Annotated in this window: 15 protein-coding genes and 1 riboswitch; all 15 genes read right to left on the bottom strand. The window is 38.4% G+C overall.

Going from position 1 to position 15496, the window contains the following annotated elements; all coding sequences use genetic code 11:
* Window positions 1–116 precede the first annotated feature (116 nt).
* A riboswitch (purine riboswitch) is annotated at window positions 117–214 on the bottom strand.
* Window positions 215–293: 79 nt separating this feature from the next.
* The 15 genes from guaC to JKP71_RS01885 all read right to left on the bottom strand — a co-directional run bounded on the left by guaC (window position 294) and on the right by JKP71_RS01885 (window position 15425).
* Window positions 294–1283: a GMP reductase gene (gene guaC, locus JKP71_RS01955; RefSeq protein ID WP_200406828.1), complete on the bottom strand. Its 990-nt coding sequence runs from the start codon at window positions 1281–1283 to the stop codon at window positions 294–296.
* A 269-nt stretch (window positions 1284–1552) separates the two neighbouring features.
* Complete coding sequence (locus JKP71_RS01950; protein WP_200406827.1) at window positions 1553–2170, bottom strand: TIGR01906 family membrane protein; 618 nt, start codon at window positions 2168–2170, stop codon at window positions 1553–1555.
* A gap of 86 nt (window positions 2171–2256) precedes the next feature.
* Window positions 2257–3030 carry a TIGR01457 family HAD-type hydrolase gene (locus JKP71_RS01945; protein WP_075525789.1) on the bottom strand — a complete coding sequence of 258 codons (774 nt, stop codon included), beginning with the start codon at window positions 3028–3030 and terminating at the stop codon, window positions 2257–2259.
* A gap of 88 nt (window positions 3031–3118) precedes the next feature.
* A complete protein-coding gene (locus JKP71_RS01940; protein ID WP_200406890.1) occupies window positions 3119–3865 on the bottom strand; it encodes an acyl-ACP thioesterase domain-containing protein in 747 nt (248 codons plus the stop codon).
* A 92-nt stretch (window positions 3866–3957) separates the two neighbouring features.
* Window positions 3958–4398 (bottom strand): deoxycytidylate deaminase, encoded by a 441-nt coding sequence (locus JKP71_RS01935; RefSeq protein ID WP_075525788.1) that lies wholly within the window; start codon window positions 4396–4398, stop codon window positions 3958–3960.
* A gap of 98 nt (window positions 4399–4496) precedes the next feature.
* Window positions 4497–5294: a glycoside hydrolase family 25 protein gene (locus JKP71_RS01930; protein WP_308430916.1), complete on the bottom strand. Its 798-nt coding sequence runs from the start codon at window positions 5292–5294 to the stop codon at window positions 4497–4499.
* Window positions 5295–5356: 62 nt separating this feature from the next.
* The gene (gene hemW, locus JKP71_RS01925) at window positions 5357–6499 is read right to left on the bottom strand and encodes a radical SAM family heme chaperone HemW (RefSeq protein WP_200406825.1); all 1143 of its coding nucleotides are present in this window, start codon (window positions 6497–6499) and stop codon (window positions 5357–5359) included.
* Window positions 6483–7076 carry a hypothetical protein gene (locus JKP71_RS01920; protein ID WP_200406824.1) on the bottom strand — a complete coding sequence of 198 codons (594 nt, stop codon included), beginning with the start codon at window positions 7074–7076 and terminating at the stop codon, window positions 6483–6485. The genes hemW and JKP71_RS01920 overlap by 17 nt, the downstream gene beginning before the upstream one ends.
* A gap of 62 nt (window positions 7077–7138) precedes the next feature.
* Window positions 7139–8530 (bottom strand): APC family permease, encoded by a 1392-nt coding sequence (locus JKP71_RS01915; protein WP_200406823.1) that lies wholly within the window; start codon window positions 8528–8530, stop codon window positions 7139–7141.
* Between the two features lie 111 nt (window positions 8531–8641).
* Window positions 8642–9562, bottom strand: a complete 921-nt coding sequence (locus JKP71_RS01910; RefSeq protein WP_200406822.1) for a choloylglycine hydrolase family protein — start codon at window positions 9560–9562, stop codon at window positions 8642–8644.
* Between the two features lie 126 nt (window positions 9563–9688).
* On the bottom strand, window positions 9689–10447 hold the full coding sequence (tpiA, locus tag JKP71_RS01905; protein ID WP_200406821.1) for a triose-phosphate isomerase: 759 nt from the start codon (window positions 10445–10447) through the stop codon (window positions 9689–9691).
* 130 nt (window positions 10448–10577) lie between these two features.
* Window positions 10578–11429: a MurR/RpiR family transcriptional regulator gene (locus JKP71_RS01900; RefSeq protein WP_200406820.1), complete on the bottom strand. Its 852-nt coding sequence runs from the start codon at window positions 11427–11429 to the stop codon at window positions 10578–10580.
* 61 nt (window positions 11430–11490) lie between these two features.
* On the bottom strand, window positions 11491–13443 hold the full coding sequence (locus tag JKP71_RS01895) for a glucose PTS transporter subunit IIA (RefSeq protein WP_200406819.1): 1953 nt from the start codon (window positions 13441–13443) through the stop codon (window positions 11491–11493).
* A gap of 34 nt (window positions 13444–13477) precedes the next feature.
* On the bottom strand, window positions 13478–14371 hold the full coding sequence (gene murQ, locus JKP71_RS01890; RefSeq protein WP_200406818.1) for an N-acetylmuramic acid 6-phosphate etherase: 894 nt from the start codon (window positions 14369–14371) through the stop codon (window positions 13478–13480).
* Window positions 14364–15425, bottom strand: a complete 1062-nt coding sequence (locus JKP71_RS01885; RefSeq protein WP_200406817.1) for a DUF871 domain-containing protein — start codon at window positions 15423–15425, stop codon at window positions 14364–14366. The genes murQ and JKP71_RS01885 overlap by 8 nt, the downstream gene beginning before the upstream one ends.
* Window positions 15426–15496 lie beyond the last annotated feature (71 nt).

Genomic DNA, 15496 nt, shown 5'->3' with positions numbered 1-15496 from the left:
TTTCATTACAAATTGATGAAACAGTTTTTAGTTCAGCTGTTGCCCACAGATGAAAAACGCCCTGTTATTAAACTAACAGGACGTTTCTAATACGCAAAAAAAGAAATTAAATTTAGTGAAAAATCGAATTTCCTTATTGTCTCGCATTTACGGTACGAGGTAGAAACGCCCAGCCATATTCTAGGTATAAATAAGATGATCCAGAATAAGTTTAGGATCTCTCCTGAACTTTTCTAGAATTATATTCTATCATAAAAATGTTAAAGAAGCCATACTCAAAAAATGACCTATTTTTAAATCGCATCACCGTTCCAAATTGAATTTTTAACCACAACATAATCAACTTTTGTCAGCGCAGACAAATCACGACCGCCAGCATAAGAAATTGAACTTTGGAGATCTTCTTCCATTTCTTTCAATGTATCTTTAAGTGAGCCTTTGTGAGGAAGGAGAATTTTCTTTCCTTCGACATTTTTGTGTTCACCTTTTTGATATTCTGAAGCCGAACCAAAATATTCTTTGAAAAGTTGTCCGTCACGTTCAACAGTTTGTCCTGGTGATTCTTCATGTGCAGCAAAAAGTGAACCGACCATGACCATTGTTGCTCCCATACGGATTGATTTCGCAATATCGCCATGGGTACGAATTCCGCCGTCAGCAATAACTGGTTTACTTGCTGCTTTAGCACACCATTTTACCGCTGCAAGTTGCCAACCACCTGTACCAAATCCAGTTTTAACTTTTGTGATACATACTTTCCCTGGGCCAATGCCGACTTTAGTCGCATCTGCTCCAGCGTTTTCCAATTCACGGACAGCTTCTGGCGTTCCAACATTTCCAGCAATAACAAAAGTTTGTGGCATCAAACGTTTAATCAATTGAATCGTTTTAATAACAGAATCTGCATGTCCATGAGCAATATCAATTGTAATAAATTCGGGAATGAGTGCGTCTGCTGAAATTTCACGAATAAAGGCATGTTCATCTGCTTTAACACCAACAGAAATTGAGGCAATCAGACCTTGTTGGTGCATTTTTTTAATAAATGCCGCTCTATTTTCTGCTTCAAAACGGTGCATGATATAGAAATAACCTTCTTTTGCAAGCATTTCAGCGATATCTTCATCAATGATGGTTTGCATATTAGCAGGAACAACGGGCAATTTGAAAGTATAATTGCCTAATGTCACATGCGTATCTGCTTCTGAGCGACTGTTGATGATACATTTGTTAGGAATCAGTTGGATGTCTTCGTAGTCAAATACAGAGTTGAGGTTGTTCATGAAATTTCTCCTTATGATGTGTCGCACTGTCAGTCTTAATTTAGACAGGATTCGCGCACACTCAATTCATTTTTGATTTACAGAAGACCGACCAAACCGCTTGAGGTTTCACTAGTTAGGCGATTTAAAAAATCTCTGTCTGCCCAACCTTCCTTAATCATTTTACAATAAACAAACGGTTTTACAGAGAAATAGCTGGTTTTTTCAAAAAAATACGCACGCATTGTTCGTAAATACAGAACTTTCACTAAAAAATACTGACCAGACGGTCAGTATTTTCTTTTCATAAATAATGTTCCTCGATGATACATCATGAAGAAGATAAGTTCATAAACCAGAAGAAAAACTAAAAATGTATGCATGAAAAATTGTTCTGGTAAAACATTAATGATCGGATCTGTCGTAGGATCAAAAAGCCAAGCATCATTTCTAAAAAGCAATTCATGAAAAGCGACAAAGAAACGATCAAAACCAATCAACCAAGCAACGCCCCCGATTGCCAAAGGAAAAAGCATTACCACGCGTAAACCATTATGAAAAACCAATAAAAGATGCTCTTTTAAAAAATACACAAAGGCCGGTATCAAAATAAGACTCAAGCCAAAGGCAATCATGAACAAGCGCTTGACTTCTGTAAAATGTTGCAAGCCAGAAGGAGAGGAGGGAAAGTCTGGCATATGGAGATGTCCCACAAAAGGGTTAATGAGATAATTCATCAATGCCAAATAATTTTCCCAGAGTTTAGCGGCACTCATTTTAGCGACATCTGCTAAAGCATACCATGACATTTCCGCACCAAACAAGGGTATCGCTATAAAAATTGTAAGGCTCACAGAGAGAGCAATCACCCACAAGATGGTCAATCCAAAAATCAGTCTATCGCGCAATATTGACTCCTTGTTCTTATTTATTCGGCAGAATTTACTGACGACGCTGTCAGTAAACTTAAAGAAGACTCATTTGTTATGATATTTTAAACGTCCCATTCATCCAGGCTTGCAACCACATAAGTTGGTGCAATTGGTAAATGAGGTACTTCTTCGGCTTTTGTAAATCCAGTAGTAACCAATAAACTATCAATCCCATTATCAATCCCAGTATGGATATCCGTCAGATAATTATCCCCGACCATCACCAAGTCCGATTTGGGTAACCCTAATTTTTCGACTGCCTTATCGGCAATAATGGACGCAGGTTTTCCTATAATGGTGGCTTCAACCCGCGTCGCAGCTTCGAGCATCTTGATTAAAGAGCCTGCCCCAGGCGTTAACCCTCGCTCGTTTGGTAAATTCAAGTCAGGATTTGTTCCGATGAACTTCGCCCCTTTTTGGATGGCTAAAGTCGCTAAAACAAGCATTTCGTAAGTCAGATCTGTATCCAAAGCGACAACAACATAAGCCGGATTTTCACGCTCTTTTTTGTAGCCTGCTTCATAAATCGCTTCTTTTAAGCCGTCTTCCCCAATAATATAGACAGTTTTTTCAAGCCCCAAGTCATTCATATAATCTACAGTCGCTAAACTTGCCGTGTAAATTGTTTCTAAAGGAGTTTCGATATCGAATTGCCGACGCAATCTTTTTTGAACAACTTCAGGTGTTTTTGTCGTGTTATTTGTTAATAGAAGATAGGGAATTTCTTGTTCTTGCAGCCGATGAATGAACCGTTCACCCGCAGGAATTCGTTGATTTCCAAGGTAAATCGTACCATCCAAATCAATCAAGTAACCTTTATATTTTTTATTTGTCATTTTGTTTTCTCTCTAAACTACTCATTGAGCTTACTGATCAGTCTGTCAGTAAGCTTTACAGCTCAAACTTTTACTGACAGAACCGTCATTAAAACGGATGAGAAGCAGTATGCTCTGTCCAATGAATTTCGATTTGAGTCGACCCCTCATTGAAATTATGATGACTCACATCCCCCTCCCAACTCATTGCAGCATGAATCTCTTCACCATACAGCACTTCATGGTTATATTTGATAAAAATGCGGGACGGCACGTGACTTTTTCTAAATTCAAAATCGACCATATCCGCTGCCCAATCATAATATTTTGCATTGTTGACGTGCCCATTCATGTCCAAAGCTGAAAAACGGACAGGGTAAGTCATAAGGGTAGGGTTCTCAAACGCTTCTCTTTTTTTAAACTTGTGTGGGCGCAATATTTTTGATATTTTCTCCGATGCATAAGGATCGACAATATCATCAAGAACACGCTCAATCTTACGTGTCTCTTTATCCATCAAAACCCAGGTGGAAGCAATCTCTAACATTACTTCACCTTGGGAGTCAAGAAAAGCAAAACGACGATAACAAAAGAATTTATTATAACTTGTTGCTTCAGTCTCAATTGTAATTTCTTCGTTAAACATTGGAAAACGAGTGATTTTTACATCATACTCAATCACTGCCCAAAACAAGCCATAGTGTTCTGATACCCAGACATCTGAGCGCCCAAGCTCCGTAGACTGCTCACCCGAAATTTGTAGCGCGACTGCAAGAATGCTCGAAAGTCTCATTTTTTGAAAGGCATCACTTTCATAGAAAGGTACCCGGTATTTTTGTTGATATTTTAAACCCATTTTATTAACCTCGCCCTCTATTTTAGCAAAAAAAAGAGTGATTTTCATAACTCACTCTTTTTGAAAGAACAGATTTCATAAAAGTCCAGTTCTTATATTTGTTGGCAGGCAATCCCCAATGTGCTAATCAGCAACTCCTCATATGGATCTTTTGCATGATATTCATCAATGTACTTAATTTCTTTAACACCAGCCGCAACCACTAATTTTAAGCAAGCAAGACAAGGAAAAAGTGTCGTATAAAGGATAGCACCCTCAGGAGAAACTCCATGTTTTGCCGCTTGTGCGATTGCATTTTGCTCTGCATGGACCGTCGCTACACAGTGCCCATATTTATCTTCTGTACAGCCTACATCTGTACAATGGGGCATGCCGGAAACCGCACCGTTATACCCCGTTGAGAGGAGCTGTCCATTAGGACTTACTAATAAGGCTCCTACTTGAGCATGGGTACAAGTTGAACGCTTTGCAACCACTTGCACAATTTCTTTAAAATATTCATCTTTCGTTGGGCGGGTATATTGATCTAACATTCTTTCTCCTTCTTTACACTTTTGCTTTATTATAGCAAAAATTTTTCATCAAGCCTATAAGAAAAAAACACCTTTCCTTTCGAAAGAGAAGTGTTTTTTTACTTATCTTTAAACAGCTTGTCGTAGTTTTCTTGATTAAGCACCATATTCAAATCCAGATTTCCATCAAAACCTGGTAGGCTTCCCTGATCAGTATACTGTTGCATCCCATAGCTTAAGCTAGTCTCTGGCGAGGCGTCCCAAACCCCTGTATTACGACCGTAGGCCGCAATCCAAATGGCTTCAAACTTATCGACATTAATCTGATGTTCTTTAATAAACCAATCTTGAGCATAAATCCCAATATTTTCTGCCCCTTGCTTTTCTAATTCTGAACGAAAAGCTTCAATCCCACCGTTCATATTTTTCATATTGGTCACTTCTACATCCAACCAATAATAAGTAGGATGAAAAGGACTGGCACGTTTGTAAAAATCTCTTGCTTGTTTACGCATTTCTGCTTCTGTTTCCCCAGTTACAAAAGCATAAACGGCAACTGGAATCCCCCGTTCTTGGAAAGATTTAATATGGGTTTTGTAAGCTGTGTCTTCCCCATCTTTATTGGCCGAATTATCTGCATGACCGTATGAGCCATTTACCCGAATGACCGCGCCAATAACTTGTTGACTAAGCGTATTATAGTCAATGTCTTTCGGCGGCTGCCAACCCGACAAATCAACTACTGGTTTATTCAAGTCTAACACTTTTTGGTCTAAGACATGATTGACCACAATCTTTGGTTCTGACGACTCTTTAAGCTCCACAGGCCGAATTCGGACCAACCCAAGCAAAGCAATCATTGAAAGCATGATTGCCAAAAATACAAGCGCACCTAACTTCTTTAGTTTACGTCTCATTTTAGGTTTCATTAACTATATTGTAACAAAAATTTTAAGTTTACGCATCATCTTTGCTGGCATTAATCCACTTGTCCCTCATCTAAAAGAAATGCTTCAAAAACATTGTTTCCTAATTCAAACCCTTTATCCGTCATATGAATGCAAGACTTATCATCAAATAGCAAGCCTTGGTTGATTAGATCAGAAACTTTTTGTCCATAAAGTTTGTTAAAAGAAAGACCAAATTTTGATTCGAATTTTTCGACGAGGACACCAGATTTTTTACGGAGACCAAGAAACATTTCTTCTTCAATTTGCGATTTTTTACTCAACACTTCTTCATGGATTCTTTTTTTTGTAGGAGCTTGCTTGAGATAATGATGGACGGGACCATGATTTTTATATCTGATCCCTTCTAAATAACCAGAAGCCCCAGCTCCCACACCATAATACTCTGCATTGTTCCAGTAAGTTAAATTATGTTTACTTTCATAGCCTGGTTTCCCAAAATTTGAAACCTCATAATGGTTAAAACCATGCTCAGATAAAACTGCCATGATATATTCATACATATCCGCATTCTTGTCTTCATTTGGTAGACGTAAAAGTCCTCGTCGCTGCCGGTTCATAAACACGGTATGATCCTCTAAAATTAAACTATAGAGCGCGACATGGGGTAAATTCAAACTTAAGAATTTCTCAACATCACTTCGGACCATCTCCATTGTCTGGCCTGGCAAGGCATAAATCAGATCAATCGTGATATTTTCAAAACCAGCTTTTTTTAACTTTTCAATAGAGTCGTAAACTTGGGCTTCAGTATGCGTCCGTCCAATTTTCTTTAAAAGTTTATTGTCAAAAGTTTGCACACCTAAAGAGATTCGATTGACCGCTGAACACGCTAAAACTTCTACAACTTCATCGGATAAATCTCCTGGGTTAGCTTCGACGGTAAATTCCTCTAATTCTTCGAGATCTATTTCAGCTGCTAAGGCACTTAGGAGGCGCTCAAGCTGGGGCGCACTTAAAACAGTTGGTGTCCCTCCACCGATATAAAGAGTTTTTAACCTTTTAATCTGGTAGCCTCGAAATTCTTCAATCAAAGCCTCAAGGTACTCATCAACTGGTTGACCTTGCATTAACACCTTAGCAAAATCACAATAATAACAAATATGTGAACAAAAAGGAATGTGCACATAGGCTGATTCAACGGGATAGCTCATGATTTGCCCCTTTCATCCATTTTTTTCGTAATACGATAATTGCAAGCAGGCCATTAACCACCATCAAATAAATTGGAAAGGCGAGGCTTGTAAAATTCCAGATTGACATTGCAAAAAAGCTTGTTGCAGCATTAAAAACACCTGCAGCAAATGGCTCCCACGACTCTGTTTCTGGATACTGCCAAGATTTAACAAGGGTAGGTACCGAAGCTAAAATATCTGCGACTATTGCTAAGGCTATTGCAAGATTTGGATTTTTTGTCATGGCCCATACAATTAGTGTTAATAGAGAAACTACGCCACAAATGAAATCAAATCGTCCTATAGCCCAATAGGCTTTGCGATTAATAAATGAACATAGAAAAATAAGTGCTGTGGAAGAAAAGGAGATCAGTACAGGAAACTGGCCCCAACTCCATCCTTTAGAAAGAGCAGCAAAAAAACCGATTGCTGGTGCAATCGACCAGAGTAACCAAGAAACTTTATTGGGACGAACACGGCCCGTCACAGTTGCCCAAGCATAGGGAATATTAAAGACGAGCGTAACAGCCGCGCCTACGAAAATCATAAATTGCATAGCTTCATTATATCAGAAAAAGGCTATAAGAGTATCTGTTTTAGGATGATAAAAAGGACCTTTCAGTCCTCATTTTTTAAATGTGAATGGCGATAGCTATAGCCAAAATAAAAGAGAGTGGCTAACAGCAGCAAGATGATTAAGACAAACCAAGTTATCCAATCATAATTCAGTAACAGCCCAAAGCTAATTAACAATGAAACGATTGGTAAAAAAGGAACAAAAGGGGTACGGAATTCGCCTTCTTCTGGTTCTCCATAATCATGCCGTAACTTTATAATTCCTACTGCAAGCATCATCAGATAAAGAAGGGTACACAGATTAAAAAAACCTGAGAGACGTTCAATAGAGAAAAGGCCTGTCACTAGCATTGCAAGAATTCCCATCAAGAGAATAGCGTTTTTGGGAACACGATATTTCCCAGATAAGCGACTTAATTTTTTAGGGAGTAGACCATCCCGACTGATGCCATACAAGGTTTGGACGAGGGCATAAGACATAGTAATCCCGACAGTGAGTAGGGTGAAGAGCGCAACAATTGAGATAATGTTGCCAAGCCACGTTAATCCAACAGAGCGTAATGCAAAAGCCAGAACATCAGACACATCGAGCTGAGTATAGTGGACCATTCCTGTTAAAACTAATGTCACAAGAATATAAATGATTGCTGTAATAAATAATGCGCCCATGATTCCTGAGGGGATGGCATGTTCTGGATCTTTCGTCTCTTCGGAAGATACCGAAATGGTTTCAAACCCAAGAAAGGCCATGAACATCAAAGATGCGCCTGCGAGCATCCCTTTCCCACTAAAAATCGAGGTCCAACCAAATGGTGCAAAATTTTGCCAGTTATCAGGATTAAGAAAAAATAAGCCTGCGATAACAAAAATTGCTAAAGCAACGAGCTTTAGTACTACTAACACACGATTAAAACGGAGCATAGCATGCGTTCCTAAAAAACCCAAAAGCGTAATCGCAATAATAATAAGCACAGGGATAAGATCAATTGAAAAATGGGACGCTGTCCCTAGAGGACCATTAATGACAGCAGGCAAATGGAGCCCCAGTAACCCTTTGATGTAGGACCCCCATCCACTAGCCGTGACAGAAAGCCCCGTGAAAAATTCAATCATCAAGAGTGTTCCAGCAATCCAAGCAGGAAATTCACCAAAAAGAGTGTACAAATAGCCATATGGTCCGCCTTGTGCAGGGATGCGCGAGGCAAATTCCGAGAAGATTAGCGCAGAAAACCCAATGGCAACTGATGCAACGATAATCGAAACAATCAAGGAGGGGCCTGCAACTGTTGCCGCAGCTCGCCCAGTTAAAGTGAAAACTCCGGTCCCTACCATACTGCCTAATCCTAAAAAGACAAGGTCCATGCTATTTAAACGACGAACCCTCTCCAATTTTTCATTCTCCATTGAAAAAGGCTTTTTTCTAAAAATGTTCATTAAATTTTATTATCCTATTTACATGTTATAGTAATGTTATCATTTCATTTTAACATATCTATAAAAAAACTCAAATATATTTAATGTACTTCCTTAGAATAAGTTTTTCTATTAACCTATTTTTTCTGGAAACTGAAAGGTGCTCACTCCTAAATCATCATAACGTTGGAAATAAAGGGTACGGCTGTCCACCGCAACAGCGCTTCGATAAATGGTATAGGTATCCGAGCGACCATCGGATTTAGGAACAGTTACGCCATCTAATATGTGCCATGTTTCAATAACATTTTCTTGCTCATCTGCTGGAAATATCGCTCGCTCTTTGAAAATCGCTGCCCGCATAAAACGTGAAGTTGGAGTAAAACCTCCTGGAAACACAGGTTTTCCTGAAAAATTACCACTCGAAATACGATTGGGGTTTGACGGATTTACTGACAGGCTGGTCAGTGGTTTTATATCCATATAAGTCGCTAATTTTTCTACTTCACGCTCAAATTTTGGGGCATTGGTCACAACACCTACTGGATTATCAATAATTACCAGTTGCCCTCCCCGTGGTTCAATATTGACCATCATACCTGTAGGATCGGTTGCAGAGAAATGTAAGTCATTACGGCCAAATTTATAGGTGGAAAATAAATCTGTCATGAGCTGAACATTGGAAATCTTTTCCCGTAAATCTGCCACTGAACGACAATTTCCCAAAATCCAAAGCACTAATTCAAAGCCAGCCAGCTGAATTTTTCCGCTGACTGCTTCGTCAGCATATTCTGAGTGATTTGAAAACGTTAGTTTTTGAGCTGCCAGACCAAACTCGTTGACCCCATCGGATAAATCCACATGCGGACGTGCTTTGCGTGCTCCAACACCTAATACTGCATAGGTATTCTCGATTGTTTGACCATTGTAGACGCTTTGCCACTGATAACCTCTTGGTAGATTCATAGGACTTGCCTCAAAGGCTCGCCAATCCATTGTTCGAGCAAACATTAATCCGCCATCACGTGAGTGCATTTGAAAACTAGTACACATTTTTCTCCCCTAACTAATCTATCATCTCTTTATTTTAACAAAATATTAAAGGACAAAAGTTCAAAAAAGCTCGAAAAAAGCACTGACACAATTGTCAGTACTTTTATTCAACCCATAATTATAAAATTATTTGTACATTTCAAGCAATGCAAGGAAGCTATCAGCTTCGAGTGATGCTCCACCAACGAGGGCACCGTCGATGTTTTCTTTAGCCATCAATCCTTCGATTGTTTCAGGTTTAACTGAACCACCGTATTGGATACGTACAGCTTCTGAAACTTCTTTTCCGTAAAGTTTTTCAACTGTTGAACGAACAACACCACAAGTTTCGTCAGCAATTTCGTTTGTTGCAGTTTTACCAGTTCCGATTGCCCAGATTGGTTCATAAGCAATAACCATTTTAGAAACTTGTTCAGCGCTCAAACCAGCAAGACCAGCTTCGATTTGACCTGAAACCCATTCAGCTGTTTTACCAGCTTCAAAAGTTTCCAAAGTTTCACCACAACAAAGGATTGGAGTTGCTCCAGCAGCGAAGATTGCTTTTGCTTTTTTGTTGATGTCTTCGTCAGTTTCGTGGAAATATTCACGACGTTCGCTGTGACCGATGATGATGTATTCAACACCTAAATCAACGATAGTAGCTGGACTATTTTCACCAGTGAATGCTCCAGCATTTTCAAAGTAGCTATTTTCAGCAGCAAGTTTCAATTCTGAACCTTGACGAAGGTAAGCCATAGGAGCGAGGAAAAGTGCAGGTGCACCGATAACTGATTCAACTTTATCAGATGAAGGCAAGTTATTTTTTACAGCTTCAACAAAAGCTTGTGCTTCTGACAAAGTTTTGTTCATTTTCCAGTTACCAGCGATAATTGGTTTACGTGACATTCTAATTCTCCTTATAAGGCGTTTATGCCTCTTAAATTTTGGACTTCAGTCCATCTTTTACATGGTCTATTTTATCACATTGTGAAAAAAATTGCAGAAATCAACTCATCATTCATAAATTTCAATCCTGTCACTTTTTTTCTAATAATTTTATAGCATCGCGTGTTTTTTCCAACTTGTCATAACTTTCTGTAAAATGCTCTGATACATACATATAAAAAAGAATGTCAACAACATAAAGCTGAGCCATCAAACTCATTGTTGCAGCAGTCCGCATTTGGTAATCCTCACCAGAAACAGAACGAAGAATACAATCAGCCATTTGTCCTAAGCTTGAATTTTCCCGAGAAGTAATTGCAATAATGGGGATTTTCATATTTTTCACCACCCTTGCAAGTTCCAAAACTTCTTTTGTTTCTCCCTTCATTGAAATTCCAATGAAGATTGTTTTTTTATTAGAAACAGAAAGAGAGGAAACAAATAAATGGGCATCTTGAATAAAGATAACCTGCTTGCCAATTCGACTAAACTTTTGAAAAATGTCCTGAGCAACCATTGAAGATGCTCCAATTCCAAAAACAAAGATATTCTCAGCATCATCAATTGAAGACACAGCTTCCATAATTTCATCATCCAATAGAGCAGAATTTGTCGTCTCTACCATGTGATTTACCCGGACTTTGAGTTTATTCTTGATTGAAGTAGGCGTTTCTGAATCATTTACTTCCTTGTAGTATTCTTCATCGTCTACGTGAGCAGCATACGAGGCACTCAATTTTTGTTTAAACTGAGAGAATCCATCATAACCTAACTTTCTGGAAAATCTTACTAAAGCCGCAGAGGAGCTACCAATTTCTCCAGCCACTTCTTGCGCACTTTTTACTAGCATTTTCTCTCCGACTTCAAAAATATAGTCAGCTATTTTTTTCTCAACTGTCGTAAAGTTAGAATAATTTTGCCTAATGATAAGTAAAGTATCCATTTAACCTCTCCGTTCTTCTTTAATTATAACAAAGAGGTTGGTATAAACCAACCTCTAACTTTTATGCTTTAACTGTTATAATCTCTTGACCCTTACTTATTTTTCCATCATGGCTGACAATGATTTCTCGATAAGTATCAGAATTTGTGATCACCACAGGTGTAATTATAGGTAAACCTGCCGCTTTTATTTTTGAAAGATCTGCTCTTACCAATAAATCACCTTTTTTGACACGGTCATTTTGCTTAACGAAACTTTCAAAAGCTTCACCATTTAAGCCAACAGTATCCATTCCGATATGAATTAGAATTTCAACACCGTCATCACTAGTCAAACCAATCGCGTGCTTAGTTGGAAAAACTGTCGTAACAAGTCCATTGACGGGCGAAACGACATCTCCATTATCTGGTTCAATGGCTACTCCTTTACCCAACATTCCGCTTGAGAAAACTTCATCTTCAATTGTAGAAAGTTCTTTCACATTCCCTTCAAGTGGTGATGCGATTGTCGAACTAGAAAATTCTGGAGTTGTCACAACCCGTAAAGTAGGTTGAATAGTTTCCATTTGGACTGATTTTCCATAATTATCTGCTTTTTCTTTTGCATCTTTAGGAATACCAAAGAGATAAGTAGCAATAAATCCACCAATATAAGCACCCAATAGTCCAAGAAGATAAACCCACCATTTGCCATTGGCAATAAGCGGAAGGAGGGCAAGGCCTGAAGGGCCAATAGCAATGGCTCCAGCTTGACCTAATGAACCGATGATTGCACCACCAATCCCCCCACCGATACAGGCAGTGATGAATGGACGACCAAGTGGTAAGGTAATCCCATAAATTAAAGGTTCACCAATTCCTAAAATCCCTACTGGGAGAGCACCTTTTACAAGTTCGACAAATTCTTTATCTTTTCTCAAACGAAGCCAAAGCGCAATTGCAGCACCAACTTGACCAGCTCCAGCCATTGCAAGGATTGGCAATAATTGTGTTGAACCCGTTTTAGCAATCATTTCTAAATGAATAGGGGTTAAGATTTGGTGTAAACCAAACATAACCATTGGTAAGAAAAGTACACCCAAAACAAAGCCAGAGAAACCACCACCAACTTGAAGAATAAAGTTAATTGCCCCGACTAAACTTGAAGAAATAACTCCCGCTACCGGCATAATGGCAAAAATCTCCGCAAAACCAATGACCAATAAACCAATGGTTGGTGTCACAATAATATCAATTGAGTCAGGAATAAATTTGCGGAGTTGTTTTTCTAAAATCGATAGTAACCAAACAGCGAAAATTACGCCAATAATTCCACCTTGTCCTGCCGAAAGTGCACTTCCATTAAAGATATTTTTTAATGGCGCTTCTGGGTTCATTCCTGTGAGCAAGGAAACCGCACCGATAACTCCACCAAGCGAAGGTGTCGCTCCAAATTCTTGAGCTGAATTAATTCCGACATAGATGGCTAAGTAAGAAAAAATTCCAGATTGAATAATTTTTAAGACGGTAATAAATTGGGTCCATGTTGCGGCATCTAAGGTACCAGCAGTGACTAAGTTCCCTAAAACAGAGGCCAGCCCACCAATCAAACCGGCACCAACAAAAGCAGGAATCAATGGAACGAATATTTTAGAAATTGTATTAAGAACTGCTTTAAACTTTGAAGGCTTATTATATTTTTCTTTAGCTTCCGATTTTGTTTTTGCCATTAAATCATCAATTGATTGACCTTCAGCACTTGGGAAAGTCTCTCCTAACCTTACCCCAACTGTCTCAACCATTGCTTGAGCAACTTTATTTACAGTTCCAGGTCCGATGACAACTTGTAGTGTTTCATCTTCAACGACACCCATCACTCCATCGATTGCCTTTAAACCAGCTAAGTTAACTTTTGAATCATCAATAATGGTCATCCGAACACGAGTCATGCAATGAATCAATTTTTTTACATTTTGTGTTCCACCAACATTTTCATAAATCTCTCGTGCAATACGAGCTATTTTTTCTTCTGCCATTTTTGCTCCTTCTCCTACCTTAAAAGGTAAATTCTTAATTCAGAGTATTTTTCACAAAACCATTCGCTCTAACAAGCTTGGCTTTTCCTTCTTCTGCTGCACAATCAGTTAATAGCATGACAATTGCAAGTTTAACATCTTGATCGGCTTCAATGAATTTTTCTTCGGCTTCTTCATAAGTACAATCTGTCGCTTGCATGATGATGCGCTTACTACGCTCAACTAATTTTTCATTTGTTTGTTTAACATCGACCATCAAGTTATTATAAACTTTACCAATCCCAATCATTGAAATTGTTGAAATCATATTCAAAATTAATTTTTGAGCTGTTCCCGATTTTAATCTTGTTGAGCCTGTTAAAAATTCTGGTCCACAATCAACTTCAATTGGAAATTCGGCATGTTTTGAAATTTCAGCATTAAGATTGCAAGAAAGGCTTGCCGTTTTAGCACCAATTTCTTTAGCGTAATCTAAAGCTCCAATTACATAAGGCGTCCGACCACTGGCAGCGATTCCTAAAACAAGGTCGTTCTCATTCAACTTCAAATCAATCAAATCTTGTCTTCCAAGTTCAAGACTATCCTCAGCCCCTTCGACAGCAACCGTCATTGCTTTGTCACCACCGGCAATTAAACCAATCACTTGTGTAGCTGGTACGCCAAAGGTTGGGACACATTCAGCGGCATCAAGTACACCTAAACGACCACTTGTTCCAGCACCCATATAAATCAAACGGCCGCCTTTGTTAAAAGCTTCAATCGCTGATGAAATAACTGTTTCAATACTTGGAAGTGCTTCTTCAACTGCAAAAGCAACTTTTTTATCTTCATTATTCATTTTAATAAGCGCTTCTGCGACAGTCATTTGGTCAAGATTAAAGGTTTCGTTATTTCGTCGTTCTGTTGTTAGTGTTGATAAATCAATCATTATTTTTCTCTTTTTCTATTTTAAATTTTTGTCCTGGGCCAATAAAAGAAATAAGTTCCAAATCTTCTTTAATAATATTTCCCACAACATTTACTTTTTTATCTGCTGGCAAATTTCTTTTAGTAATTTGAATTTCACCCATATAACGCCCATATTCAAAATTATCAATAGTAATTGAGCCTTTTTTTCTCTCAATTGTATTTTCTGGACTTATTTCAGAAATTTCATTGAACCGGGCCTGAGTGCTGCGGACCACATCTCTAGCATTATCTTGTCTATTTTCATGCTCACCGAGGACTTTAGCAAAATCACTTGTTGCTTGGGTTGCTTGCAATACAAGTTCCCCCTCTTGAAGATATTGGTTCATCTGCCAAGCTGTTCTTGCTTTTAAGCCTCCATCCCCAACATAAATATGATCTATATTTAGAGATTCCATATCAAGTAAGGAAGAGAGTGGATGTTGATAGCGGTGCGCTTCAAGGGTTGGTAATCCTTCATATAAAGGATGGCGTAGAGCATCATCTCCCGGAATAAAGGCCATAACTTTAAATGAATTTCTTTTCAAAAATTCATTTTTTCTAAGAAAGCTCTCCCAAGAAAGGCCTGTTTCTGGTCTTGGGTAATAGTTGTGCCAGGCTTCAAGCTGATTAAAGTTTGCCTTGTTTTCTTTTAACTCGTCAATATCTTCTTGCCTAATTGTACTGGCATTTAGACTGACAGTCATTTTTTGACTAACTTGCGCAATTGTCTCATTGCTGATATGATAATCCATTCTGAGTCCAGTTACTCCAAGTTCTTGAAGTTCTTCTACTCTATCAATAGAAAATCCAGCTTTTTCTAAAGCTTGACCTGAAATATCAACCATAAGTTTCAAATGATTCTTTTTAGCAGCTGTTCCTAAGTCTATTAGCCTTTTTTTATATAGACTTGCTTCATCCTCGGGAATATGCATCGATGTGAAAATCCCTTTAAAACCATGATTAGTCATCTTGTCAATATATAAATAGTCCTTTTCATCCAAGTCCCTATTCATAAAAATTGAAAAACCGTACATTTTTTATCCTTCCGAAATATTATTTCCTGATAACGTAGTCATTATAACTTAAAAGAATTATTATTTCAAGT

It is taken from the genome of Lactococcus taiwanensis (genome assembly GCF_014905395.1).
In the GTDB taxonomy this organism is placed as follows: domain Bacteria; phylum Bacillota; class Bacilli; order Lactobacillales; family Streptococcaceae; genus Lactococcus; species Lactococcus taiwanensis.
This window is presented reverse-complemented; position numbering and strand designations above follow the sequence as displayed.